Here is a 23,389-nt window from a genome sequence, read left to right as displayed (position 1 = left end):
GAGGTGTTGGTGATCTGACGCGCTTTCAGACCTGGGTCTGATGGTGCGTGCTGGATGCAGATGGCGTTGCGCGGACAGCGTCACAGCGACGCGGGACACTTTATTTATCGCTTCGCTCCGTACCCGCACCCCAACCCATCTCCCGGCGGGAGAGGGGCTGATATGTTCCGCTTCCGCTTCCGCTTCTGATCCTAGATCCGAGCTTCGAGCTTCGAGCTTCGATCCGGTTCGATGCGATCCGACTGGTTCGATGCGATTCGATCCGGGATTGCCTCCGGAATGTCCAATCCGAGATCCCGGGCTTGGGCTGCTGGTGTCCTGCCAGAGAGATGCATCCCCTCCGACATCTGACTTCAGCAGCATTCTGGATTGCAGGTGGATCTGATTGGATCGCAGGTGAGTCTGGCTAGATTGCAGGTGAGTCTGACTGGATTGCCGGGCAGGCTGCGACCGGTAGTGGTGAGTGATCGCTCAGCCGGTTGCGCGGGTGGCGGCCTGCAGGCGGGCCACCTGGCCCAGCAGGGCCAGGCGGGCGCGGGCATATTCGGCGATCACCAGCGCCACCATCACCGAGGGGCGCTCGATGGTGCCGGTGCGGGCGGCCAGTTCGATCCGGCGTGCGGCGTTGGAAACGGCCTGGGCGCCGACGTTGGCGCTGGAGGATTTGAGGGTGTGGGCCAGATCGCGTAGCTGCATGCTGTCGCGGTTGGCCGCTGCCGCTTCCAGTTGCTCGATGATGCCCGGGGCATCGTCCAGGAACAGCTGCAGGATGGTGATGGTGTCTGCGCCAGCGACCTCGTACAGCTCGTCGATGACGCTGCTGTCCAGGATCGGCAGCGCGCGGGCCTGGGCGCCGGCGCTGGCGCTCTCGGGGTCGGCCGGGGTCGCGCCGCTGGTCGAGCCGGGCAGCAACGGCTGCCGTGGTAGCCAGCGCTGCAGGCAGGCGTCGAGTTGCTCGCGGGCGACCGGCTTGGAAAGGTAGTCGTCCATGCCGGCGGCCAGGCAGCGTTCGCGGTCGCCAGCCATGGCGTTGGCGGTCATCGCCACGATCGGGATCGGGCGGCCGCCGCTTTCGGTTTCCATCGCGCGCCAGCGGCGGGTGGCGGCGTAGCCGTCCAGCACCGGCATCTGGCAATCCATGAAGACCATGTCGTAGCGGGTGGATTCCATGCGGCTCAGCGCCGCTTCGCCGTCGGTGGCGGTGTCGGCTTCAAAGCCCAGTACTGCCAGCAGCTTCTGCGCGACCAGCAGGTTGACCGGGTTGTCCTCGACCAACAGGATGCGCACTTCGCGTGCGTTGGCCATTGGCGGCGGCAGCGGCTCGGGAATCATCGCCGAAGCAGGCGCCGGCGCATGCGCGTGCCGGGTTTCGGGCGGCAGCACCAGCGTGCGCAAGACCTCGTCCGGGCTCTGGCGCGGCACCAGGGTGGCATGTTCCTGCAGCTCGCCGGGCACCGGTTCGTCGCCGTAGAGCCAGACCAGCCGGGAACCGCCCATGTCCTCGGAACGGGCCAGTGCGCGATGCACCGCGCGCGCGCTGTAGCGCAGCGTGTCGTGGTCGGCGATGACGCAGCGGAAGCCCTCGGTCTCGCTGTGGCGGCGCACGCGCTCCAGCGCTTCCTGGGTGGTCTCCATCAGCACATGCGCCACGCCCCAGCCGTCGAGCAGGCGCTTGAGGCGCTGCTGCAGGCGCGCATCGGAGCTGATGACCATCACCCGCGCGGCGTCGACGCCGGTGGCCTGCTGCAGGTCGCCGATGACCTTGAGCAGCGGGATCTCGAACCAGAACGTGGCACCGCGCCCAGGTTCGGACTCCACGCCGATGCGCCCGCCCATCAGGTCGATGATGCGCTTGCAGATCGCCAACCCCAGCCCGGTGCCGCCGTACAGGCGCGTGGTGGAGGCATCGGCCTGGGCGAAGGAACGGAACAGGCGGGCCTGCTGGTCGGGCGCGATGCCGATGCCGGTGTCGCGCACCTGGAAGCGCAGTAGGTGCTGGGCGCGGGTCTCGCCCAGGCGGCGCAGCTGGATATCGATGCTGCCGCGCTCGGTGAACTTGATCGCGTTGCCGATCAGGTTGCCCAGCACCTGGCGCAGACGGATCGGGTCGCCGCGCACCAGCAGCCGCACCGAGGGCTCGATGTCCAGGCCCAGGCGCAGCTGGCGGCTTTCGGCGGTACGTTGCAGCAGCTGCACCACACCGTCGAGCAGCTCGCGCAGGTTGAAGGTGGTGATTTCCAGTTCGAGCTTGTTGGCCTCGAGCTTGGAGTAGTCGAGGATGTCGTCGACGATGCGCAGCAGCTGCAGCGAGCTGCCGGTGGCGGTCTGCAGCATGTCGCGCTGGTCCAGGCTGAGCTGGCCGCGCGAGATCAGCTCGAGCATCGGAATGATGCCGTTGAGCGGAGTGCGGATCTCGTGGCTCATGGTGGCCAGGAACTCGCCCTTGGCCAGCGCGGCGGCTTCGGCGGCCTGCTTGGCGCGTAACAGTTCCTGTTCGAGCTCACCGTGGCGTTGCAATTCCTGTTGCAGGCGCTCGCGGGCCAGTTCGGTCTCGTCCAGGCGCTGCAACAGCTGCCGCTGAGCGCGGAGGCTGCGATGCGCGGCGACGGCGGCGCACACTGCCAGCACAACGGTCACTGTGGCGGCAGCGGCGATGACGCTGCGCCAGGGCCCCTGCACGGCGCTCCACTGCAGGGCTGCGCCGGTGGCGGTGGCGATGGCCGCCACGATGGCCAGACTGCTCCAGGCGCGAAGGCCTCCTGCCTGCGCCGTCACTTAGAGCACCGCGTTCGTGAAGTCGAAGTCCAGTTCCTTGCCGACGGTCTGCACCAGGTTGCCCTGGATGAAATCCACGCCGCTCATCCACATGGCCGCGGCGGCCTGCGGATCTTCGATGCGTTGGCCGATGATCAACAGGCCGCGCTGGTGGGCGATGTCGATCACGCCGCGCAGCTCGTCGCGCACGGCGGCATTGCCATGCGCATCGGCGAAGCGGTTGGCCATGCGCACGAAACTCAGCGGCAATTGGCTGAGCAGGGCATTGGCTTCGTCGCCCGGTTCGAACTGGCTGAGGCAGAACTGCACGCCGGCCGGCATCAGCTTGGCGCAGAACTGCTGCACCGTGACCGCGTGGATCAAGGCATCGTCCAGGCGCAGGTCCACGATCAACGATTGCCCGGCCACGCCGCGTTCGGCCAGCGCCTTGAGCAGCCAGTCGGCGAACGCGTCGCGCGCCAGGGTGCGCGGGGACTGCGAGACGAACAGCCGCAGCGGCGGGCTGGCGTGCTGGTACAGGTGCAGCAGCCCGAGCGCGTGGTCCATGACCTGCTGGTCGAGATCGGCGATGCGCCCGGCCGCCTCGGCGGCGGGGATGACCTGGCCCGCCGACAGCAGCGTGCCATCGGCCTGGCGCAGCCGCAGCAGCACCTGGTACTGCGCGGTGTCGCCGCCGGCCACCGCCACGATGGGCTGGTAGGCCAGTTCCAGCTGGCCTTCGACCAGGCGCAGTTGTTCCTGCTGCTCGGCCTGGCTGGGGGCCAGATAGGTCTGCACGCCGTCGCTGCGCAGGCGCGCCTGCAGCGCAGTGCGTTCGACCGCCTCCAGCGCGCTGCCGGTATCGTCGAAGCCCAGGCTCAACGGCGCGGCGCCGATGGCGCAGCGCACGTGCACCGATTCTTCCTCGCGGACCGCAAAGGCATTGGCGGAAAGCCGCTCGCGGATGTCCAGCGCGCGCTGCTCCAGGCTGGCTTCGTCCATCTCCACGGCCAGCAGCAGGAAGCTGTTGTCGTTCAGGCGGGCCAGCGGGTAGGGCTGTGCGGCGGTGGCCAGGCGATGCCCGGCCTGGGTCATCAACCGCTCGTAGGCGGCATAGCCGTAACGCTCGCGCAGGCCGAGCGCGCTGGCGATCTCGATGAAGAACAGCCCGCCAGCCTGCTTGCGCTCCAGCGCTTCGCCGAGCAGGTCCATCACGTGGCCGCGCGTGGGCAAACCGGTTTCCGGATTGCTGCGCGCACTGATCTGCTCGCCGGCCTGCTGCAGTGCCTGCTGGCGCGCACGGCGGATACGGTTGGAGACCGCCGCGATGAGATGACGTGGGCGGATCGGTTTGGTCAGGAAGTCGTCGGCGCCGCTGTCGAGCACTTCGAACTGGCGCTCCGGGTCCGGGTCGCCGGTCAGGAATACGATCGGCAGCAGCTGCTGGCCGGGTTGCTGACGAATCAGGGTGGTCAGGCGGATACCGTCCAGCTCGGGCATGTGCAGATCCATCAGGATCAGGTCCGGGTGGTAGTCCTGGATCGCCTGCGGCACGCTGGCGGCGGTCATTTCGACTTGCGCATGCATGCCGGCGCCATGCAGCACGCTCTGTGCGAACAGGGCCTGCGAGCGGTCGTCTTCGACGATCAGTACGCGATACGGCGCATCGGCCGCGATGGTGTCGCCGCCGTCGGACGTAGTCGCAGGCGCCGCAGCAGGCGGCGGTGCAGCCGAGGCGCGCGGGGTGGCGACGGCGGCCGCAGCCTGCACCGGCGCGAGCGGCGTCGCCTGGCTGGGCGCGGTGGCCGCGGCAGGCGCGGGAATGATCGCGGCGCTCACCGGCGCGGCGCTCTCGACGGCGCTGGCGGCCTCGTCGGCCCAGCGACGCCAGTAGTCGGCCGGCGGCGTCTCGGCGCGCAACGGACGATTACGCGTGGCGGTGTCGTCACGGGTGGTGAAAGGAACCGGATCTCGGGCGGCCATCGATACTCCCTGCAGTCGCGATGATTATGCGATGAACTTCACGATAGCGGGGAGCGGCGTGCAGCCGGCGTGCTTGCCGCGCGCACCGGCGCGACCAGCCGGCGCATGCCACGCCACAGCAGTCGCCACACCCACCACACCAGCAGCGCGGCCAGCACGCTGGACCCCACGGCCAGGCTCAACGCCAGCCACGGGTGCGCCAGCGCCAAGGCCAATGCGGTGGTGGCGATGGTGTCCTCGGCCAGCGAGGCAACCCAGTTGCTGGCCGGCTCGGGTGAGGTGTTGAGCAAGGCACGGCTGCCGGCCTTGAGCGTGTGGCTGGTCAGCGCCACCCCTGCACCGGCAGCCAGCACGCCGGTACTCAGGTCGCCGTCGGGCGACAGCGTGGCGGCGGCCAGGAATGCGCCAGCCGGCACCCGCGCCAGGGTCTGCAACAGATCCCAGCCCGAATCCACGCCGGGAATCTTGTCGGCGAAGAATTCGGCCACCGCCAGCGCGCCGGAGGTGCCCAGCACCCACCACGACTGCGCCGGATGCAGGGCGGGCGGCAGCTCGATCCAGCCGAGCAGGCCGGCCAGGCCGACCCCGAACACGGTGAGATAGACGCGGATGCCGGCCAGCCAGGCCAGCAGGATGCCGATCACGAACAGATGGGCCTCGCTCATGGCGGTGCTTCCTGCGAACAATGCGGAACTATCGGATAACCGCCGGCCGAGCGCCAGCGTGACGGCCGCCGGGGCTCTGGCACACTACGCCGCCGCCTACAGCGCCGGCCCGTCCGGACCCGATGCCCATGAGACCAGCCGCACGCGTTCAGATCGTCCAACGGGAGCCGGGCGGTGGTCCATCCAGCGGCCGCTGGCTGTGGGGCGTGATCGCCCTGCTGTGGCTGGCATCGCTGGGCGGCGTGTGGTGGATGGCCACGCGGACGGCAGCGCCCCGCCTGGCCCAGGCCGAGGCGGCGTTGCAGCAGGTACAGCGCCGCCAGGCCCAGCAGCGCAAGCTGATTGAGCAGTTGCAGCAGCGCCAGGTCAACCTGGCGATGTCCGACAAGATCAGCCGCGCCGCCAATACCGAAGTGCAGGCTTCGCTGGCCGAACGCGACGAGCAGATCGCCGCGCTGCGCGCCGACGTGGCCTTCTACGAGCGGCTGGTGGGCTCCACCGCGCAGCGCAAGGGACTCAACGCGCATTCGGTGCAGTTCACTGCCGAGGCCGGCGGCACCTGGAACTACAGCGTGGTGCTGACCCAGAACCTCAACCGTGGTGCGATCAGCCAGGGCCAGCTGCGCTTTGCGGTGGAAGGCGTGCGCGCCGGCAAGCTGGTGACGGTGAGCTGGAACGAGCTGCACCAGAAGCCCGATGCCGCCGGTCAGCCGTATTCGTTCCGCTATTTCCAGCAGCTGGACGGCAGCGTGATCCTGCCGAAGGATTTCACCCCGCAACGTGTCAAAATCTCCCTGAGCGGCGATGGGGCGCCGGTCAACCAGACATTCGATTGGAAAGTCGCCGGCAATGGCGCGGGGGAGTAGCTCATGTTCGGAAATAAATCCAACCGTGGTGCGCAGACCGTGGTCGATACCTTGATCGGGCCGCAGGTGGTGATCCGCGGCGACCTGATGTTCAGCGGCGGCCTGTATGTGGAAGGCCGCATCCTGGGCAAGGTGATTGCCGAAGACGGCGCCAGCGCCACCTTGACCGTGGCCGAGCAGGGCAGCATCGAGGGCGAAGTGCGCGCGCCGGTGGTGATCATCAACGGCCAGTTGACCGGCGACGTGCACGCCGCCGAGCGGGTCGAACTGGCCGCAAATGCGCGCGTGCAGGGCAACGTGCATTACCAGGTGGTGGAGATGAGCGCCGGCGCGCAGCTCACCGGACGCCTGATCCATGCCGCCGCCGCAGGCGCCACCGCGGCGCTGCCGGCCCCGGAAGGCCATCGCGCCGAGTCGGCCAAGGCCGCGCAGCCCGAAACTGCCGACGCCTGAGCCTCGCTGCGGCTGAAGCGCGAGCGTGTGGCCGGCACATTCGGCTTGAAGTGAAGCCGCCCGGCCCCCATGCTGACGGCATGAGTACGCTCGTTTCGCTTCCCACTGCCGCCCCGGCGCCGGACTACCAGTCCATCGACCGGCCGTTGAACTTCTCCGGCGCTGCCGCCGCCAAGGTGCGCGAGCTGATCCAGGAAGAAGGTAACGCCGACCTGGCGTTGCGCGTGTACATCCAGGGCGGCGGGTGTTCCGGCTTCCAGTACGGGTTCGAGTTCGACGAGAACCGCGCCGAAGACGATCTGGCCGTGGCCACCGACGGCGTGACGCTGCTGGTCGACCCGCTGAGCCTGCAGTACCTGATGGGTGCCGAGGTGGACTACACCGAAAGCCTGACCGGCGCGCAGTTCGTGATCCGCAACCCCAATGCCAAGACCACCTGCGGGTGCGGGAGCAGCTTCAGCGTGTAAGGCGTGCGTGCTGGCGTGGATGCATGTGGCACGCGTCCACGGTGGTGATCGATCCAGCGGCTGAGTTCACTCGGCAACACTGCTGGCTGGAGCGTGCTTGCGGTGGCTGGTTGGGTGCCGCTGCACAAGCGCGCTGCGGCGGGGCCGCGCTGCCAGCAATCGCCTGCGCTGCGCCGATGGACGCTTGCGTTGGCTGGGTGCGCGCCGCTGTGCCAGCGCGCAGCAGGGCCGCAATGTCCGCAACCGCTGGCAGTGCACCGATCGCTCGCAGCCATCGCGTCAGCGTCTGAACGTGCAGCGTGGGGTGTGCGACGACTGTGCGCGGCATGGTTGCGGGTGTCGCCGATTATCGGCAGGCTTGCGCCGATGTCAGAATCCACTCTTCCGTTGTCCGGTTTTGCCTTCACCCACGCGCCACTGGATCGCGCCGATGCGCTGCGTGACGACCCGGCTGCCCTGGCGCAGCTGTGGATGCAGGGCCATGTGCTGTTGATCGATGCCAAGGGCACTGCTCTGGCCGATGCGCAGGGGCAGCCGCTGTTGCTGCAGGGCGCCGCGCTTGCCGACGGGCCGGAGGCGGCGATCTTCCTGGGGGTGCGTGATGGCCAGGGCTGGTTCTGCCTGTCGGCCGACCCGCTCGATCTGAAGGCGCCGCAACGGGTAGACCTGCGCCAGGCGGCAGCCGAATGGCCGGCAGACATTGCCACTGCGGTGTCGTATGCGCGGGCGATGTTGCATTGGCAGGCGCGCACGCGGTTTTGCGGCGTCTGCGGCGGGGCGATCGTGTTTCGCCGTGCCGGCTTCATCGCGCATTGCACGCAATGCCAGACCGAGCACTACCCACGCGTGGACCCGGCGATCATCGTTGCGGTCAGTGACGGGCAGCGGCTGCTGCTGGGCCGCCAGGCCAGCTGGGCGCCACGGCGCTATTCGGTGATTGCCGGCTTCGTCGAGCCGGGCGAATCGCTGGAGCAGACCGTGGCGCGCGAAGTGCACGAGGAGACCCGCGTGCGGATCCAGCACTGCAGCTACCTGGGCGCGCAGCCGTGGCCATTTCCCGGCGCGTTGATGCTGGGCTTCAGTGCGCATGCGGCCGCCAGCGAGGTGCCGCAGGTCACCGGCGAGCTGGAAGACGCACGCTGGGTCAGCCATGCCGAGGTCGGTGCAGCGCTGGCCGGGCAGGGGGGAGACGAGGGCATCGGCTTGCCGCCGGCCATCTCGATTGCGCGCGCGCTGATCGAGCACTGGTATCGCACCCATGGCTGAGTGCCTCGGCGTCGCCCCTTGCGGCCCGCTCGCCGTGCAGCGCGCTGCCGCGCCTGCAAACGGCGCAGACGCGTTGTTGCAGTCCGGTTGCGTCTGCTCGGCTAGACTCGGCTGAGGAGGGACACCCATGTTCACCACCCTGGTTGCCGTCGTCGTCGCACTCACGCTGGGCCATCTGGTGCCGGCGCAGGTGGCCAGGCTGCGGCGTTTCGAATGGTTCGGCCACTGGCTGCGCCGGCTGGACAGCTACGCCGCTGGGCGCGGTGCGTGGCAAGACCGCTACGGCGTGCTGCTGGCGCTATTGCCGGTGCTGGTCGTGGTCGCGCTGCTGCAATGGGCGCTGGACGATGTGTGGCACGGCTTCCTGTCGCTGCTGTTCGGCGTGGCGGTGCTGGCCTGGACCTGGGGCCCGCGCGATCTGGATCGCGATGTCGAAGCGGTGATCGACGCCGATGCGCCTGGCGCGCGACGCGAGGCAATTTCGCACCTGCAGGCGGCCGGTGGCAGCGTGCATGAGGATGCGCCGTCGCTGGTGGAGGCGGTGGTGGTCAACGGCCTGCGCCGCTGGTTCGCCGTGCTGTGGTGGTTCCTGCTGCTGGGGCCGTTCGGCGCGGTGCTGTATCGGCTGACCGCCCTGGCGGTGGAAAGCCCGCTGGCGGTGCTGCTGCCGCCACGCAACCTCGCTGGTGCGCGTTGGTTGCTGGCGGTGCTGGAATGGCCGGTGGCGCAGCTGATCACGGTGTCGATGGCGCTGGTGGGCAATTTCGACACGGTGTTTCGGGCCTGGCGCGAAGCACACGGCAACCGCTGGACGCTGGAGCCGCATTTCCTGGGCGCGGTGGCGCGTGCCAGCGTCAGTGCCGACCTGCGCGAGGAAGCCCACGACTACACCGATTCGGGACTGGTGCCGGTGTGGCGCCGGCTGCCGGAAGTGCGCGATGCAATGAGCCTGGTCTGGCGCGTGCTGCTGCTGTGGATGGTGGTGCTGGCGTTGTTGGTGATTGCGGGATGGGTGCGGTAGGACTTGCAGCGGTCCAGGACGTGGAGTCAGCGTCGCCCGATGTCAGGCGACCCGCAGTTGACCCTGGAAGGGGCCTTGCAGCCGCTGACTCGAACACCAGCCGCGGCAGGCCCCACCGAGTTGCGTGTAGCCCCTAACCCGGCGCCAGCAGCGTAAACGGAAACCAGGGCAGATTCCGTGCAATCCAGTACATGGGCAATGCCCATAGCCAGAATTTCGGCTCGGACATCACGGTCACTACCGGGGCGAACCATTGCGCGCGCCAGCCGGCTTTCCAGGCGATCAGGCCGGGCAGGGTGAACAGGCCGAGGACCGCTGCCGGGTTCATCGCGAAGGCGCCGGGGAGATCGAAATGCACCAGTGCATACAATGCGCGGGTCATGCCGCAGCCGGGGCAGTAGCAGCCGGTAACGGCGCGGAACATGCAGGGCGGGAACGGGCTGTTGCTTGCGTTCGGATCGAAGCGGTACAGCAGCGACACGCCAAAGGCGGCCACGCTGGTGGCCGCCCCCAGTCCAAGCCAGTGGCGTGGACGCAGTTCCATCACTGCATGTGCTGCAACTGCTGCATGTAGTCCATGTAGCCCTGCATGCCGCCGGTGGCGACCATGCCGATATTGATCAGCAGGCCGATCACGGCCAGCACACTGGTCACGATGCACCAGGTCTTGGCGGTATTGGAGGCGCGGCGCGCGCCGTCGATGTCGCCCATGTTGAGCAGGCCATTGACCTTGCTGGAGAACACGATCGCCACGATGCCGGTGATCAGGGCCGGGCAGCACAGGCAGAAGCCGAGCACGGTGGAGACGATCGCCCAGATCAGGTGGTTAGGCACCGGGCCGGGTGCGGCGCTGGACGAGGGATGGATCGGCGGCGGGATGGCACTCATGGTGAAGCTCCTTGGGTGGTAAACAACAGTGAACTGATGGGTGAGTGGGGTGGGTTACCGGGTGCCGGGCGCAGCGGCGACGTGCACGTCGCACGCTCGCGATGGCCGCAGGGGCCTGAAGCGACAGTGCGGTGAGCGTGCGCTGCGATTGAGCTGTGGGCATCCGCGGACGCCGGGCGCGCAGCACCGGGCCGGACGTTTGCACGCGCCATCGACCTGACGCTCCGCAGCCGCGCAGCAAGCGCACGCATTCATGGTGAAGCTCCTTGGGTGGTAAACAACAGTGAACTGATGGGTGAGTGGGGTGGGTTACCGGGTGCCGGGCGCAGCGGCGACGTGCACGTCGCACGCTCGCGATGGCCGCAGGGGCCTGAAGCGACAGTGCGGTGAGCGTGCGCTGCGATTGAGCTGTGGGCATCCGCGGACGCCGGGCGCGCAGCACCGGGCCGGACGTTTGCACGCGCCATCGACCTGACGCTCCGCAGCCGCGCAGCAAGCGCACGCATTCGCATGCCTGCCGCTGCCGGCATGACAGCCAGCCGCTGGCAGGAGTGACGCGCGCCGATCACGGCAGACGCCTCAGGCGCGATGATGTTGAGCACAACGACGTCCCCCGGTACGACCTGCCGCGCCCGCTTGGCGAACGCGGCGGTAAAGCGTGCAGTGGCGCACAGGCTACTCGCGGTGCGCGATGGACGCAAAGCCCCGCACCTGGCGGCTCAGGGGTGGTCCTGGCGCAGCGCACGCACCTGTTGTTCGAGCAGCGCGGCGCTGGCCTGGTCGCCGGCAATGACGGGGCCGGCGACCACCTCGATCTGCGCACGCATCCGGCGCGGCACCCGCATGCGACCCAGGCGCGTGTCGCGCCGGCTCCACATGCTCGACCACATGCCACGCAGCGCCATCGGGATCACCGGCACGTTGCGCCGCTTCAGGATCTTTTCGACACCGGATTTGAACGCGGCAATCTCGCCGTCCTTGGTCAACGCACCTTCGGGGAAGATGCACACCAGCTCGCCATCGGCCAGCGCCGCATCGATGCGGTCGAAGGCCTGTTGCATCAACGCCGGGTCTTCGCGCGCGCCGGCGATCGGGATGGCCTTGGCGGTGCGGAAGATCCAGCGCATCACCGGGATGCGGAAGATCTTGTAGTACATGACAAAGCGCACCGGGCGCGGGATCACCGCCGACAGGATCAGCGCGTCCATGTAGCTGACGTGGTTGCACACCAGCAATGCGGCGCCGTCGTCGGGCACATGGGTGTCGATGTCGCGTGCGCGTAGCCGGTACAACACGCTCACCAGCACCCAGCTGAGGAAGCGCATCAGGAATTCGGGCACCAGGGTGAAGATCCACAACGCCACCAGCGTGTTGGCGATCGCCAGCGCCAGGAATACCTGCGGAATGCTCAGGCCCGGCATCGGAATGCGGTGGCCGAACAGCACCACCTGCGGCAGCTGCAGCGCGATGCCGATGACCGCCGCGGCCACGATGAACAACGAATTCTGGATGTTGAGCCCGGCGATCACGCGCGATAGCTCGGCCTTGGGTGTGCGGCTCTGGATCAGCGCAAACAACGGCACCACGAACAGACCGGTGAACAGGCCGATGCCGACCAGATCGATGATCAGCCGCACGCTGCCGGGCTGCTGCACGAACTGGCCGATCGACAGCTCGGTCACCGGCGCCGCGCCGGGGCGGGCGAAGTACAAGTCCAGCAGGAACGCGCTGATGCCGAAGGCACCCAACGGCACCAGGCCGATTTCCACGGTGCGCCCGGACAGCCGTTCGCACAGCAGCGAGCCGACGCCGGTGCCGATCGAAAACAGCGCCAGCGCGAACACGTACAGGTCCTGCTGGCCGCCGAGGTTGAGCTGCGCATAGCTGGGCAGCTGCGCGGTGAGCACAGTGCCGACGAACCAGAACCACGACACGCCCAGCACCGAGTTGCGCACGGCCGGCGTGCGCCGGGTCAGGCGCATGATGGCGCGCGATTCGGGGATGGGATTCCAGTTGATGGTCAGCTCGGGCGCGCCGGCGTCGACGCGCGGTACCAGCCGCGCCACCAGGTTGCCGGTAACGGCAATTGCGATCACCGCAGTGGCCGCGGCCTCCGGACCGTGGCTGCCGGCGATCTGGAAGATCAAGCCGCCGAAGATCATGCCGCACAGGATCGAGATCGAGGTGCCCATCTCGACCAGGCCGTTACCGCCGGTGAGTTCCTCCGGCTTGAGCACCGAGGGCAGGATCGAATACTTCACCGGCCCGAACAGCGTGGATTGCAGCCCGGTGCAGAACAGCGCAACCAGCAGGATCACCATGTTCTCGGTGATGAAGCCCACCGCGGCCAGCGACATGATGGCGATCTCCATCGTGGTGGTGATCACGATGAGTTTTTGTTTTTCCAGCTTCTCGGCGATCTGCCCGGCCAGCGCGGAGAACAGGAAGTACGGCAGGATGAACAGTGCCGGCGCCAGGTTGGTATAGAGCGTGCGCTGCGCCGCGTCGATGCCCAGATAGAACAGCAGGCCGATGATGGCCTGCCGATACACGTTGTCGTTGAACGCGCCCAGCGCCTGGACGGCGAAGAACGGCAAGAAGCGACGCTGCCTGAGCAGGGCGAACTGACTGTGACCGGACATGCAGTTTCCTTTGCGAACGCGCGCAGCCTAGCAGGCTTCCACGGCGTGCTGGTGGATGGGCGATGCACTCGCCGGGATGTCCGGGCCGAGGCCGTGCGCACGCCGCCCGGGCGACCGGAGCGGTGGCCGACACGTCTGCACGCGCGGCCGGCCGGCGTACCCGCTGCCCGGGATCGATAGCACCGCATGGAGTGGCCCTGCTCGCGCTATCGGTACCCGTGCACCGCCGCCGCGCTAGGTGGTGCTGGCGGCGCGCAACAAGGCCACGAAGGCGCGCGCGGCCGGGGTGGGGTCCGGCCGCCATACCGCATAGGTCAGGAACACGAAGCGCTCCTTCAGGGCGACGGTCACCACCTCGCGCATGGCTGCGGCCATGGTCTGCGGCACGATTCCAACGCCCAGGTCGGCGGCGACCAGCTCGCGCATCAGGTCGGCGTGGGTGACTTCGTACTGCCGGCGTTGGCGCAGCCCGGCGTGTTCGAAGGCCACATCGATGATGCCGCGCACGCCGGCGCCGGCCACCAGCCCGGCCATCGGTTCGTCTTCCAGCTCGGCCAGTGCCACCCGCTTGCGTGTGGCAAAGCGGTGGCTGGGCGCCACGATCAGCGCAAGCGGTTCTTCATGCAGCAGCAGGCGCTGCGCCGGCACCGTCACCTGCGGGCCTACGCCGACCAGGGCCACGTCCAGGCGGCCTTCGCCCAGATCGTGCAGCAAGGCCTCGCTCATGGCGGTGCGCAGATGCACGTCCACGCGCGCGTGCGCGGCGCGGAACTGGCGCAGTAATGCCGGCACCCGCACCGTGCTCAGCGAGGAGATCTGCCCCAGCGTCAGCTGCCCGCGCACGGTGCCCAGCGCCTGCGCCATTTCCTCGTGCAGGCGCTCGGCTGCGCGCAGGGTCTGGCGGGCGTTGTGCAGGAATACCTCGCCGGCTGCGGTGGGCCGGACCTGGCGTGGGCCGCGCTCGAACAGCCGCGCGCCCAGCGCTTCCTCGATCTTGGCTACCTGGTGGCTGAGCGCCGATTGCACGGTGTTGCAGCGGCGGGCGGCGGCGGTAAAGCCGCCTTCTTCGGCCACGGCCACCGCAAATTCGAGTTGGCGCAGGGTCAGCATGCAATCTCAAAACACGATGGAGACGGTGAAAACAATACATTGGAAAGATGCCGGCGCGCTGCCCACACTGCGCCCATTCCTTCTGCAGGCCTTCGCCATGACCGTCGACTCCACTGCCCATCCACCGCTTCCGCGCCGGCTGGTGCTGCTGATGGCCACCGCCACCGGGCTGGCGGTGGCCAGCAACTATTACGCGCAGCCGTTGCTGGAAACCCTGGCCCAGACCTTCACGATCCAGGTCCGTAGCGCCGGCGCGGTGGTGACCGCCGCGCAGCTGGCGTACGCGGCCGGCCTGTTGCTGCTGGTGCCGTTGGGCGACCGACTGGAGCGGCGCGGGCTGATCGTCGGCCTGTTCGTGCTCAGTGCGCTGGGCCTGCTGGTCAGCGCCGCCTCGCACAGTTTCGGCATGTTGCTGGCCGGCACGATCGTGACCGGCGCCAGCTCGGTGGCGGCGCAGATCCTGGTGCCGTTTGCCGCCACCCTGGCCGCCCCGCACGAGCGCGGACGGGTGATCGGCACGGTGATGAGCGGGCTGTTGCTGGGCATCCTGCTGGCGCGCACGGCGGCGGGCCTGCTGGCTGGCGTGGGCGGCTGGCATACGGTGTACTGGATCGCCTCCGGGCTGCTGCTGGTGACCGCGGGACTGCTGTGGCGCGGGCTGCCGCGGCATCCAGGCAATGCGCAATTGTCCTACCCGCATCTGGTGGGCTCGGTGCTGACGCTGCTGCGCGACGATGCGGTGCTGCGTTCGCGCTCGGTGCTGGGGGGGCTGATCTTTGCCGGCTTCAGCATGTTCTGGACCACGCTGGCGTTCCTGCTGTCCGGGCCGGCGTACGGCTATGGCACGGTGGTGATCGGCTTGTTCGGCCTGATTGGTGCCGCCGGTGCGCTGGCCGCCAACCGCTCCGGCCACTGGTCCGATCACGGCCATGGCGACCGCGTCAGCTGGGGCGGGCTGGTGATGCTGCTGTTGTCGTGGGGGCTGCTGGCGTTCGCGCCGCAGTCGATGGCGCTGCTGATCGTTGGCGTGCTGCTGCTGGATATCGCGGTGCAGGGCGTGCATATCGCCAACCAGAGCGTGATCTATCAACGCAATCCGCAGGCGCGCAACCGCATCACGTCGGCCTATATCACCTGTTACTTCATTGGCGGTGCGGTGGGCTCGACGCTGAGCACGGCGGCCTACGCGCAGGCCGGCTGGCCGGGCGTGGTAGTCGGTGGCGCGCTGCTGGCGCTGGCGGCATTGGGCTGGGTGGCGCTCAGTGTGTCGCGGGGCACCTGGAAATGAGCAACGCTGCAGCATGCCTGCCGGGGCGCGGATGCGTGGCGGCGGCGTCGACACGCGATGACCGGTTTAGCGCGGTCGTTGCGGCGTGAGCCATCCGGCGCAGCCACGTCTGCAGCAGGTGCCGACAACGCAACGGACCGCGCAGTGTGAATACGGAGCGTCAGCAGTCTTCAGCCAGGTGCTGGCGGTGCCAAGACGCTGGTGCGCGCCGGCCCGGCAGCGCGGTCCCCAACGCTGCCATTCGGGCCGCGGGCTACGCGCGCTGCAACGCCTTGGGAGCGGCGTTGTCGGCCGGTGCCTCGGTGACCGCCAGCGCTGCAGCGCGCAGCTTGGGCAGCAGGCGCAGGGTCAGCGCCAGTTGGTCGCGCACCAGCCGCTGCTTGGGCGGCAGCTGCACTGCGTGCTGTTCGAGTGCTTCGGCCATGGCCAGTTCTTCGCTTTCGTCGTGCAGCGGCAGCGGTTGGCGCTGGCCCAATGCGGTGGCGAGCGCACCGAGCGCGCGCTGCAGATACTCGCCGGCCTGGGCGATGGTGGCATCGTGTCCGCCCTCCAGCGCGGCGCGGTGCGCGCCCAGCGCGGAGAGATAGCCAAGCAAGGTGTTGGACAGCGCCAGGAAGCGGAACCCCGCTTCCAGGTTGCGCCGGTAGCGGCCCGGCTCGCGCAGCATGTTGGACAGCGCCACCGACAGCGCGGCATCGGCGTTGTGCATGTCGCGGCGTGCGATGCGGTAGGGCAGGTCGTCACGCATGCCGCTGGCATATTGCTCCAGCACCTGGCCCAGGTAACGCGCGCAGCTGGCCAGCACCGTGGCCATCACCTGGTTGAGCCGGCGGCCCTGCCAGTCAGGCAGGATCAGGAACGAGGCCGCCGCGGCGATCGCACAGCCTATCACCGTGTCGATCAGGCGCGGCCAGATCAGCACGAACCCATTGCCGAGCAGGTTGAAGCAGAACAATGCCATCACCGTAATGCCGGCGGTGGCCAGCATGTAGCGGTCGGTGCGCGCGATGAAGAACACCAGCGTGGCCACCAATGCGAGCAGCAGCTGCACTTCGGTGCTGGGGAACAACTGCATCAGCGCCCAGGTGGCGACCAGGCCGATCAGGGTGCCGGCAATGCGCTGCACCAGCCGCAGGCGGGTGGCGCCGTAGTTGGGGCGACAGACGAACGCGGTGGTGAGCAGGATCCAGTAACCGTTGTCGGCATGGATGGACTGCATCACCGCATAGCCCACCACCAGTGCGATGGCCATGCGCAGCCCGTGCCGGAACAGCACCGAGCCCGGGGTGAGTTGCTGGCCCAGGCGCGCGGCCATTTCGCGCAGGGTGTGCGGCGAAGAATCGCGCAGGCGGGTATCGATCTGGTCGCTGGTGGAATCGGACTGCGCCGCTTCGGACAGGCGCCGTTCGATGGTCTGCAGGTTGGTCACCAGCAGCTCCAGTGCGCCCAGCAGGCGCGCCAGCGCCGGGTCGGCGCGCGCGTGCAGGTAATCCAGCGACTGGCGCAGGTCTTCGGTGGCCAGGCGGCTGTTGTCGCCGTAGTCGAATGGCTGGCGCAGGCGGATGGCTTCGCCCAGCGCCGCGCAGGCCTTGCCCTGTAGCGCGAGCAGGCGCTGGCAGCGGTACAGCACATCGCTATGGAAGAACGCGTCGGTCAGCGCCTCGTACGGGTAATGCGAGGAACTGGCGCGCTCGTGGAATTCCTGCGCCATGTAATACAGCCGGAAATACAGGCCCGACTGCACGCCCGGCCGGCCGGAACGGCCGAAGCGGCTGATGATGGCGGTCTTGGCAGCGTTGAGCGCGGCCACCACGCGGGCATTCTGCTCGGCCAGTGCGAGCCGGCGCGCATGCAGGTCGCTTTGCCGCACCGGTTCGAACAGATCGGCCTTGCGCCGCAGATACAGGCCCAACTCGAAGAACAGCCGCGACAGCCGCTCGCGCACCGGGCGATTGGCGAACAGAACGGTCCACAGGATCGACAGCACGCCATACCAGCCGGCCCCGATCATCAGCAACGCTGCGCCCTGCCAGGCGATGCGCGGATCGTGGCTGCCATGTTGATCCATGCCGATCATGGCGTAGATCGACAAGGCCACCGTGGCCTGCGCGATCGAAGCATAGCGCTCGCCCAGTGCGCCGAGCAGGGTCAGCGAGAACGTGGCCAGCGCCATGCCGATTACGAATGGCAGCGGGTAGGGGAACAGCAGCGTCACGGCCGCTGCGGCAGCGGCAAAACACAGCAACGACAGCAGCACCGATTTCGTGCGGCCCAGCCAGTTGTCGTCGGTCTCGGCAATGGCGCTGGCGATGATGCCCAGGAACAGCGCCGGCACCGCGGTCAGTTCCTGCCGGTGCCAGCACACGCCCAGGGCCACCGCCAGTGCGATGAACACACGCAGGCCGTAGCTGGCCTTTTCATGGGCCCACAAGCGGCTGAGGCGGGTTTCGAAGGAAGTGGTGGCCACGGTCTGTCGATGGGCAAGCGTGCCCAGCATTATTGCCGCAGGCACGCGCCGCCGGTGTGGACAGGGGCTAGTTCTTTGTCAGTAGCCGGGAGGTGTGCGGACTGGAGCGCAGTGCGCGATTGCGCCGCAGCCCCACTGAACGCGCCAGCGCGCAGTGGCGCGAACTGCGCGTCAGGCCACCGACACGGCCGTCTACCGCGTCTGGCGAGCTTGCAATCTGTGGTTGCGAGCTTGAACACCGCCTTGTCGGCGACCACCCGCGAGCTGTTGCTCTGTTCGGCCAACAACCGGCAGATGTCCGTGCTTGCCCCCATCCGCCCTTCGGGCACCTTCCCCCGCCGGCGGGGGAAGGGCGCGGCTTAGGCCTGCGCCTGCCGCACGCGGGCGATGGCACGCTAGCCGATATCGCTGCGCTGGAAGGCGCTGGGCCAGTGGATCGGCTGCAGGCCGGCATAGGCGGTGCGCTGTGCGTCCTGCACGCTGTCGCCGAGCGCGGCCACGCATAGCACGCGGCCACCGGAGCTGAGCACCTGCCCGTCGGCGACCACCCGCGAGCTGTTGCTCTGTTCGGCCAACAACCGGCGTCGGTCAACAAGCGGCCGATGTCCGTGCTTGCCCCCATCCGCCCTTCGGGCACCTTCCCCCGCCGGCGGGGGAAGGGCGCGGCTTAGGCCTGCGCCTGCCGCACGCGGGCGATGGCACGCCAGCCGATATCGCTGCGCTGGAAGGCGCTGGGCCAGTGGATCGGCTGCAGGCCGGCATAGGCGGTGCGCTGTGCGTCCTGCACGCTGTCGCCGAGCGCGGCCACGCACAGCAAGCGGCCACAGGCGCTGAGCACCTGGCCGTCAGGGACCACCCGCGAGCTGTTGCTCTATTCGGCCAACAACCGGCGTCGGCCAACAACCGGCCGATGTCCGTGCTTGCCCCCATCCGCCCTTCGGGCACCTTCCCCGCCGGCGGGGGAAGGGCGCGGCTTAGCCCTGCGCCTGCCGCTCGCGGGCGATGGCACGCCAGCCGATATCGCTGCGCTGGAAGGCGCTGGGCCAATGGATCGGCTGCAGGCCGGCATAGGCGGTGCGCTGTGCGTCCTGCACGCTGTCGCCCAGGGCGGCCACGCATAGCACGCGGCCACCGGCGCTGACCACCTGGCCGTCGCCATTCAAGACGGTGCCGGCATGGAACACCTTGGCGCTGGCCGGCACCTGGTCCAGGCCGGTGATGACCTCGCCGGTGACCGGGGTTTCCGGATAGGGACTGGCGGCGATCACCACACCCAACGACGGACGCGGATCCCACTGCGCTTGCGTGCGGTCCAGCGTGCCGTCGATGGCCGCTTCGACCAGATCCACCAGGTCCGACTGCAGGCGCAGCATCACCGGCTGGGTCTCCGGGTCGCCGAAGCGCACGTTGAATTCGATCACCTTGGGCGCGCCGTGCGCATCGATCATCAGCCCGGCATACAGAAACCCGGTAAACGGCACGCCGTCGGCGATCATGCCCTGCACGGTGGGCTCGACCACCTCGCGCATCACCCGTGCATGCACCTCGGGCGTGACCACCGGAGCTGGCGAGTACGCGCCCATGCCGCCGGTATTGGGGCCGGTGTCGCCATCGCCGACGCGCTTGTGGTCCTGGCTGGTAGCCATCGGCAAGGCGTGGCTGCCGTCGACCATGGAGATGAAGCTGGCTTCTTCGCCATCGAGGAATTCCTCGATGACCACGCGTGCGCCGGCATCGCCGAACGCATTGCCCGAGAGCATGTCGCGCACCGCGTCTTCGGCCTCGGCCAGGGTCATCGCCACGATCACGCCCTTGCCGGCGGCCAGGCCATCGGCCTTGACCACGATCGGCGCGCCTTTGTCGCGCACGTAGGCCAGTGCCGCGTCCACCTCGGTGTGCACGGCGTAATACGCAGTGGGAATGCCGTGGCGGGCCAGGAAATCCTTGGCGAAAGCCTTGCTGCCTTCCAGCTGCGCGGCCTTGGCGGTGGGCCCGAAGATACGCAGGCCAGCGGCATGGAAGCGGTCGACCACGCCCAGCACCAGCGGCACTTCCGGGCCGACCACGGTGAGCGCGACGGCCTCGCGCTGCGCCAGCGCCAGCAGGCCGTCGAGGTCATCGACCTTGATCGCGACATTGCGGCACTTGGCCTCGCTGGCGGTGCCGGCATTGCCCGGCGCCACCAGTACCTCGCTCACGCGTGCGGATTGGGCGATCTTCCAGGCCAGGGCATGTTCACGGCCGCCGGAGCCGATGACGAGAATTTTCAAGAGAGCTGCTCGCTAGTACGGGAAAGAGGCGCTACTTGCAGCCTTCGCGCTGCAGGGCGTTGGGGAAGGGGTAGCTCCAGCGCTTGGTGTCGAGCGCGAACACGTGGGTGGTGTCCAGCGTCTGTCCGCAATCGCTGCCGTGCTCGTGGATGCGCAGCGGCCAGGTGCGCGCCTGCGCGTTGCTGCTGTCCACATCCAGGGTGAAGTCCACATCGAAGGCGTCGGCCAGGCACTGTTCGCGGGTCTGCTCCGGCTCGCGTGCATCGTCGTCGCAGGCCAGCGCGCCGCTGTTGTCGATGTGCGCGCGCAGCGATCCGGCATTGACCACCCCCTTGGGGCCGGGCACCACCAGGTCCTGCGATTCCAGGACCAGGCCCTGGCCCATCCAGAAGCTGTGCACGATGAAACCGTAAAAATCGCTGCCCAGCCGCAACACCTCCACGCTGCCGGGATTGCCATCACTGCCGAAGGTCTCGGACAGTTTTTCGGCCACCACCTTGAAGCTGTCGCCGTCGCTGCGCAGCACGAAAAAGTCGATCAGCCCGGGATTGCCGTGGCCGCCGTCGCTGAGGCGATGGCACACCGCCAGCAGCTGCTGCACCTGTTCGCCGACCACCACCGGTTGCTCGGCGCAGACCTGGCTGTCGGCCTTGAAGCCATCGGCCTCGCCGCTCCAGGCCGTAGCCAACCCGGCCGTTGCGCCATAGCGCGTCCGCACGAACGCTTCCAGCCGCGCGGTGCGGCTCAGCTGTGGTTCGGTCGCCGCGGCTGCGCTGGCCGTCGCCGGGGGCGCCGGTGCCGGCGCGGTTTCCTGCCTGCATCCAGCGATCAGGCCGGCAACAGCAAGTGCGGCGGCGAAGCAGCGCAATCGGCGCATGGCGCGGTCCTTGTCGTTGGGCTCAGTGCCGGAAATGGCGCACGCCGGTGAACACCATCGCGATGCCGTGTTCGTCGGCGGCAGCGATCACTTCGCCATCGCGCATCGAGCCGCCGGGCTGGATCACTGCCTTGATGCCGGCTGCCGCGGCGGCATCGATGCCGTCGCGGAACGGGAAGAACGCATCCGATGCCATCACCGAGCCGGCCACCGTGAGCTTGGCTTCTTCGGCCTTGAGCGCGGCGATCTTGGCGCTGACCACGCGGCTCATCTGCCCGGCGCCCACGCCAATGGTGCGGCTGTCCTTGGCATAGACAATTGCGTTGGATTTGACGTACTTGGCCACGCGCCAGGCGAACAACAGATCGCCCAGTTCCGCATCGCTGGGCGCGCGCTGGGTGACCACGCTCAATTCGCCCAGCGACATGCCGCGGTTGTCGGCCGACTGCATCAACAGGCCCGAGCCGATCCGCTTGGTGTCGTAGTTGTTGAGGCCATTACCGTGCGGAATCTTGAGCACGCGCACATTGGCCTTCTTGGTGGCGTATTCCAGCGCGCCGGCTTCGTAGTCGGGGGCGATCAAGACCTCGACGAACTGGCGATCCAGAATGGCTTTTGCGGTGGCCGCATCCAGCGTCTTGTTGAAGGCCAGGATGCCGCCGAACGCGCTGGTGGGGTCGGTGGCATAGGCCAGCTCGTAGGCATCGCCGCAGGCCGCGCCCACCGCCACGCCGCACGGATTGGCGTGCTTGACGATCACGCAGGCCGGCGCGTCGAACTGGCGCACGCATTCCCACGCCGCATCGGCATCGGCCAGGTTGTTGTAGCTGAGCTCCTTGCCCTGCAACTGCTGGAAGGTGGCCAGCGTGCCCGGCACCGGATACAGGTCGCGGTAGAACGCGCCGGACTGGTGCGGGTTTTCGCCGTAGCGCAGGTCCATGACCTTGATGAAGTTGGAATTGATCTGCGCCGGGAACGGGCTGCGCGTGGGCACGGTTTCGGCGCTGTCGGCCACTGCCGAGAGATAGTTGCTGATCGCCGCGTCGTATTGCGCCACGCGGTTGAACGCGGCCACCGACAGCGCAAAGCGCTTGGCCGCCGACAGCTGGCCGCCGTTGGCTTCCAATTCGGCCAGCAGGTCGGCGTACTGCGCCGGATCGGTGGCCACGGCTACGCGCGCGAAGTTCTTGGCCGCGCTGCGCAGCATTGCCGGGCCGCCGATGTCGATGTTTTCCACCGCGTCGGCCAGGGTGCAATCGGCCTTCACCGTCACCGACTCGAACGGATACAGGTTCAGCACCAGCAGGTCGATCGGCGCGATGCCGTGTTCGGCCATCACCGCCTCATCGACGCCGGCGCGGCCGAGCAGGCCGCCGTGCACCAACGGGTGCAGGGTCTTGACCCGGCCGTCCATCATTTCCGGGAAGCCGGTGAGATCGGCGACGTCTTTCACCGGCAGGCCGGCCTCGCGGATCGCCTTGGCGGTGCCGCCGGTGGACAGCAGCTCGATGTTGCGCGCCACCAGCGCGCGGGCCAGGTCGATCAGGCCGGTCTTGTCGGAAACGGAGAGCAGGGCCCGGCGCACGGGCAGGAAATCAGTGGCCATCGGTGGGGGATGTCGAAGCGGAGCAGCCGATATTGTAGGCTGCGCCAGCGCTCGAATGGACTCAACACCCCCGTATGGCCTCGATCTATGCATTGAAGGGACGCTTCCAGGCGCTGCTGCGGCCCATGGTGGGCGCGCTTCACCGCGGCAGCATCACCGCCAACCAGGTGACACTCACCGCGGCGGCGGTGTCGCTGCTGGTGGCAGCGGTGGTCTACCGCGCCGGCGCCAGCTGGCCCTGGCTCTACCTGCTGCTGCCGGTGTGGATGCTGCTGCGCATGGGCCTCAATGCCATCGACGGCATGCTGGCGCGCGAGTTCGGCCAGCAATCGCGGCTGGGCGCCTACCTCAACGAGTTGTGCGACGTGGTGGCCGATGCAGCGCTGTACTTGAGCCTGCTCGGTGTGCCGGGCGTGGGCGCGCACTGGCTGTGGCTGTTTGCGCTGCTGGCGGCGCTGACCGAATACGCCGGCGTGCTCGGGCTGATGGTCGGTGCCAGTCGCCGCTACGACGGGCCGATGGGCAAGAGCGACCGTGCCTTCGTCATCGGCGTGGTGGGGCTGGGCCTGGCCTGCGGCCTGCTGGGGCCGCGTGGCGTCACCTGGGTCGCCATGGCGCTGTGCATCGCCTGCCTGGCCACGGTAGGGCGGCGGGTGCATGCCGGGCTGGCAGAGGCGCCGGCCGGCTGAGCGCGCCGTCGTTGCCCACCGAATCTCCGGCCGCGCCGTCACCGGCACGACCGCTGCATTACCACTGTTTTCTTTCA

General features: G+C 68.4%; 18 protein-coding genes and 3 pseudogenes. 7 read left to right on the top strand and 14 right to left on the bottom strand.

Annotation, left to right across the window (positions count from 1 at the left end; genetic code table 11):
• Positions 1-471 precede the first annotated feature (471 nt).
• From A7D17_RS01900 to A7D17_RS01890, 3 genes are read right to left on the bottom strand one after another with little or no spacing between them, the layout of a single operon-like run.
• A complete protein-coding gene (locus A7D17_RS01900) occupies positions 472-2,736 on the bottom strand; it encodes an ATP-binding protein (protein WP_064507594.1) in 2,265 nt (754 codons plus the stop codon).
• A gap of 39 nt (positions 2,737-2,775) precedes the next feature.
• Positions 2,776-4,737, bottom strand: coding sequence for an EAL domain-containing protein (locus tag A7D17_RS01895; RefSeq protein ID WP_064507552.1), 1,962 nt, complete (start codon positions 4,735-4,737; stop codon positions 2,776-2,778).
• A gap of 38 nt (positions 4,738-4,775) precedes the next feature.
• Entirely contained in the window at positions 4,776-5,402 is a 627-nt protein-coding gene (locus A7D17_RS01890; protein WP_064507551.1) for a DUF4126 domain-containing protein, read from the bottom strand.
• A 128-nt stretch (positions 5,403-5,530) separates the two neighbouring features.
• Here A7D17_RS01890 and A7D17_RS01885 point away from each other — a divergent pair, with 128 nt between their 5' ends.
• From A7D17_RS01885 to ampE, 5 genes are all read left to right on the top strand, one after another.
• On the top strand, positions 5,531-6,268 hold the full coding sequence (locus tag A7D17_RS01885) for a DUF6776 family protein (RefSeq protein ID WP_064507550.1): 738 nt from the start codon (positions 5,531-5,533) through the stop codon (positions 6,266-6,268).
• Between the two features lie 3 nt (positions 6,269-6,271).
• Entirely contained in the window at positions 6,272-6,721 is a 450-nt protein-coding gene (locus tag A7D17_RS01880; RefSeq protein WP_064507549.1) for a bactofilin family protein, read from the top strand.
• 80 nt (positions 6,722-6,801) lie between these two features.
• Positions 6,802-7,188 carry an iron-sulfur cluster insertion protein ErpA gene (gene erpA, locus A7D17_RS01875; protein WP_064507548.1) on the top strand — a complete coding sequence of 129 codons (387 nt, stop codon included), beginning with the start codon at positions 6,802-6,804 and terminating at the stop codon, positions 7,186-7,188.
• Positions 7,189-7,554: 366 nt separating this feature from the next.
• Positions 7,555-8,454, top strand: coding sequence for an NAD(+) diphosphatase (gene nudC, locus A7D17_RS01870; RefSeq protein WP_064507547.1), 900 nt, complete (start codon positions 7,555-7,557; stop codon positions 8,452-8,454).
• A gap of 127 nt (positions 8,455-8,581) precedes the next feature.
• Positions 8,582-9,475, top strand: a complete 894-nt coding sequence (gene ampE / locus A7D17_RS01865; protein WP_064507546.1) for a regulatory signaling modulator protein AmpE — start codon at positions 8,582-8,584, stop codon at positions 9,473-9,475.
• A 133-nt stretch (positions 9,476-9,608) separates the two neighbouring features.
• Here ampE and A7D17_RS01860 read toward each other — a convergent pair whose 3' ends face one another.
• The 4 genes from A7D17_RS01860 to A7D17_RS01845 form a co-directional block, all read right to left on the bottom strand.
• On the bottom strand, positions 9,609-10,019 hold the full coding sequence (locus A7D17_RS01860) for a DUF2752 domain-containing protein (RefSeq protein ID WP_064507545.1): 411 nt from the start codon (positions 10,017-10,019) through the stop codon (positions 9,609-9,611).
• Entirely contained in the window at positions 10,019-10,363 is a 345-nt protein-coding gene (locus tag A7D17_RS01855) for a CD225/dispanin family protein (RefSeq protein ID WP_064507544.1), read from the bottom strand. Before A7D17_RS01855 ends, A7D17_RS01860 begins: the two co-directional genes overlap by 1 nt.
• A gap of 719 nt (positions 10,364-11,082) precedes the next feature.
• Entirely contained in the window at positions 11,083-13,005 is a 1,923-nt protein-coding gene (locus A7D17_RS01850) for an MFS transporter (protein WP_064507543.1), read from the bottom strand.
• Between the two features lie 234 nt (positions 13,006-13,239).
• The gene (locus tag A7D17_RS01845; RefSeq protein WP_064507542.1) at positions 13,240-14,115 is read right to left on the bottom strand and encodes a LysR family transcriptional regulator; all 876 of its coding nucleotides are present in this window, start codon (positions 14,113-14,115) and stop codon (positions 13,240-13,242) included.
• 97 nt (positions 14,116-14,212) lie between these two features.
• Here A7D17_RS01845 and A7D17_RS01840 point away from each other — a divergent pair, with 97 nt between their 5' ends.
• Complete coding sequence (locus tag A7D17_RS01840; RefSeq protein WP_064507541.1) at positions 14,213-15,403, top strand: MFS transporter; 1,191 nt, start codon at positions 14,213-14,215, stop codon at positions 15,401-15,403.
• A 253-nt stretch (positions 15,404-15,656) separates the two neighbouring features.
• Here the strand turns inward: A7D17_RS01840 and yccS are convergent, their stop codons facing one another.
• From yccS to purH, 7 genes and pseudogenes are all read right to left on the bottom strand, one after another.
• A complete protein-coding gene (yccS, locus tag A7D17_RS01835) occupies positions 15,657-17,870 on the bottom strand; it encodes a YccS family putative transporter (protein ID WP_064507593.1) in 2,214 nt (737 codons plus the stop codon).
• A 67-nt stretch (positions 17,871-17,937) separates the two neighbouring features.
• Positions 17,938-18,127 (bottom strand): annotated as a pseudogene (locus A7D17_RS24555) (hypothetical protein).
• Positions 18,128-18,265: 138 nt separating this feature from the next.
• Positions 18,266-18,412: pseudogene (locus tag A7D17_RS23850) on the bottom strand (phosphoribosylglycinamide synthetase C domain-containing protein); the annotation flags it as partial.
• A gap of 125 nt (positions 18,413-18,537) precedes the next feature.
• A pseudogene (locus A7D17_RS23845) lies at positions 18,538-18,714 on the bottom strand (phosphoribosylglycinamide synthetase C domain-containing protein); the annotation flags it as partial.
• Between the two features lie 130 nt (positions 18,715-18,844).
• Entirely contained in the window at positions 18,845-20,140 is a 1,296-nt protein-coding gene (gene purD, locus A7D17_RS01815) for a phosphoribosylamine--glycine ligase (protein WP_064507538.1), read from the bottom strand.
• A gap of 31 nt (positions 20,141-20,171) precedes the next feature.
• A complete protein-coding gene (locus tag A7D17_RS01810) occupies positions 20,172-21,017 on the bottom strand; it encodes a hypothetical protein (RefSeq protein ID WP_064507537.1) in 846 nt (281 codons plus the stop codon).
• A 22-nt stretch (positions 21,018-21,039) separates the two neighbouring features.
• Positions 21,040-22,623 carry a bifunctional phosphoribosylaminoimidazolecarboxamide formyltransferase/IMP cyclohydrolase gene (gene purH, locus A7D17_RS01805; RefSeq protein ID WP_064507536.1) on the bottom strand — a complete coding sequence of 528 codons (1,584 nt, stop codon included), beginning with the start codon at positions 22,621-22,623 and terminating at the stop codon, positions 21,040-21,042.
• Between the two features lie 74 nt (positions 22,624-22,697).
• Here purH and A7D17_RS01800 point away from each other — a divergent pair, with 74 nt between their 5' ends.
• Positions 22,698-23,312: a CDP-alcohol phosphatidyltransferase family protein gene (locus tag A7D17_RS01800; RefSeq protein ID WP_064507535.1), complete on the top strand. Its 615-nt coding sequence runs from the start codon at positions 22,698-22,700 to the stop codon at positions 23,310-23,312.
• The last annotated feature ends 77 nt before the right edge of the window (positions 23,313-23,389 follow it).

Source organism: Xanthomonas floridensis (genome assembly GCF_001642575.1).
GTDB classification, from domain to species: domain Bacteria; phylum Pseudomonadota; class Gammaproteobacteria; order Xanthomonadales; family Xanthomonadaceae; genus Xanthomonas; species Xanthomonas floridensis.
Note: the sequence above shows the minus strand (reverse complement) of the source record. Positions and strands in the feature narration are given on the sequence as shown.

Excerpts from the sequence above, each read along its gene's own strand:
- A7D17_RS01840 (WP_064507541.1), top strand. The coding sequence starts at position 14,213 with ATGACCGTCGACTCCACTGCCCATCCACCGCTTCCGCGCCGGCTGGTG.
- nudC (WP_064507547.1), top strand. The coding sequence starts at position 7,555 with ATGTCAGAATCCACTCTTCCGTTGTCCGGTTTTGCCTTCACCCACGCG.
- A7D17_RS01845 (WP_064507542.1), bottom strand. The coding sequence starts at position 14,115 with ATGCTGACCCTGCGCCAACTCGAATTTGCGGTGGCCGTGGCCGAAGAA.
- A7D17_RS01890 (WP_064507551.1), bottom strand. The coding sequence starts at position 5,402 with ATGAGCGAGGCCCATCTGTTCGTGATCGGCATCCTGCTGGCCTGGCTG.
- A7D17_RS01810 (WP_064507537.1), bottom strand. The coding sequence starts at position 21,017 with ATGCGCCGATTGCGCTGCTTCGCCGCCGCACTTGCTGTTGCCGGCCTG.
- A7D17_RS01860 (WP_064507545.1), bottom strand. The coding sequence starts at position 10,019 with ATGGAACTGCGTCCACGCCACTGGCTTGGACTGGGGGCGGCCACCAGC.
- A7D17_RS01800 (WP_064507535.1), top strand. The coding sequence starts at position 22,698 with ATGGCCTCGATCTATGCATTGAAGGGACGCTTCCAGGCGCTGCTGCGG.
- ampE (WP_064507546.1), top strand. The coding sequence starts at position 8,582 with ATGTTCACCACCCTGGTTGCCGTCGTCGTCGCACTCACGCTGGGCCAT.
- A7D17_RS01880 (WP_064507549.1), top strand. The coding sequence starts at position 6,272 with ATGTTCGGAAATAAATCCAACCGTGGTGCGCAGACCGTGGTCGATACC.
- A7D17_RS01895 (WP_064507552.1), bottom strand. The coding sequence starts at position 4,737 with ATGGCCGCCCGAGATCCGGTTCCTTTCACCACCCGTGACGACACCGCC.
- A7D17_RS01850 (WP_064507543.1), bottom strand. The coding sequence starts at position 13,005 with ATGTCCGGTCACAGTCAGTTCGCCCTGCTCAGGCAGCGTCGCTTCTTG.
- purH (WP_064507536.1), bottom strand. The coding sequence starts at position 22,623 with ATGGCCACTGATTTCCTGCCCGTGCGCCGGGCCCTGCTCTCCGTTTCC.
- A7D17_RS01855 (WP_064507544.1), bottom strand. The coding sequence starts at position 10,363 with ATGAGTGCCATCCCGCCGCCGATCCATCCCTCGTCCAGCGCCGCACCC.
- erpA (WP_064507548.1), top strand. The coding sequence starts at position 6,802 with ATGAGTACGCTCGTTTCGCTTCCCACTGCCGCCCCGGCGCCGGACTAC.
- A7D17_RS01885 (WP_064507550.1), top strand. The coding sequence starts at position 5,531 with ATGAGACCAGCCGCACGCGTTCAGATCGTCCAACGGGAGCCGGGCGGT.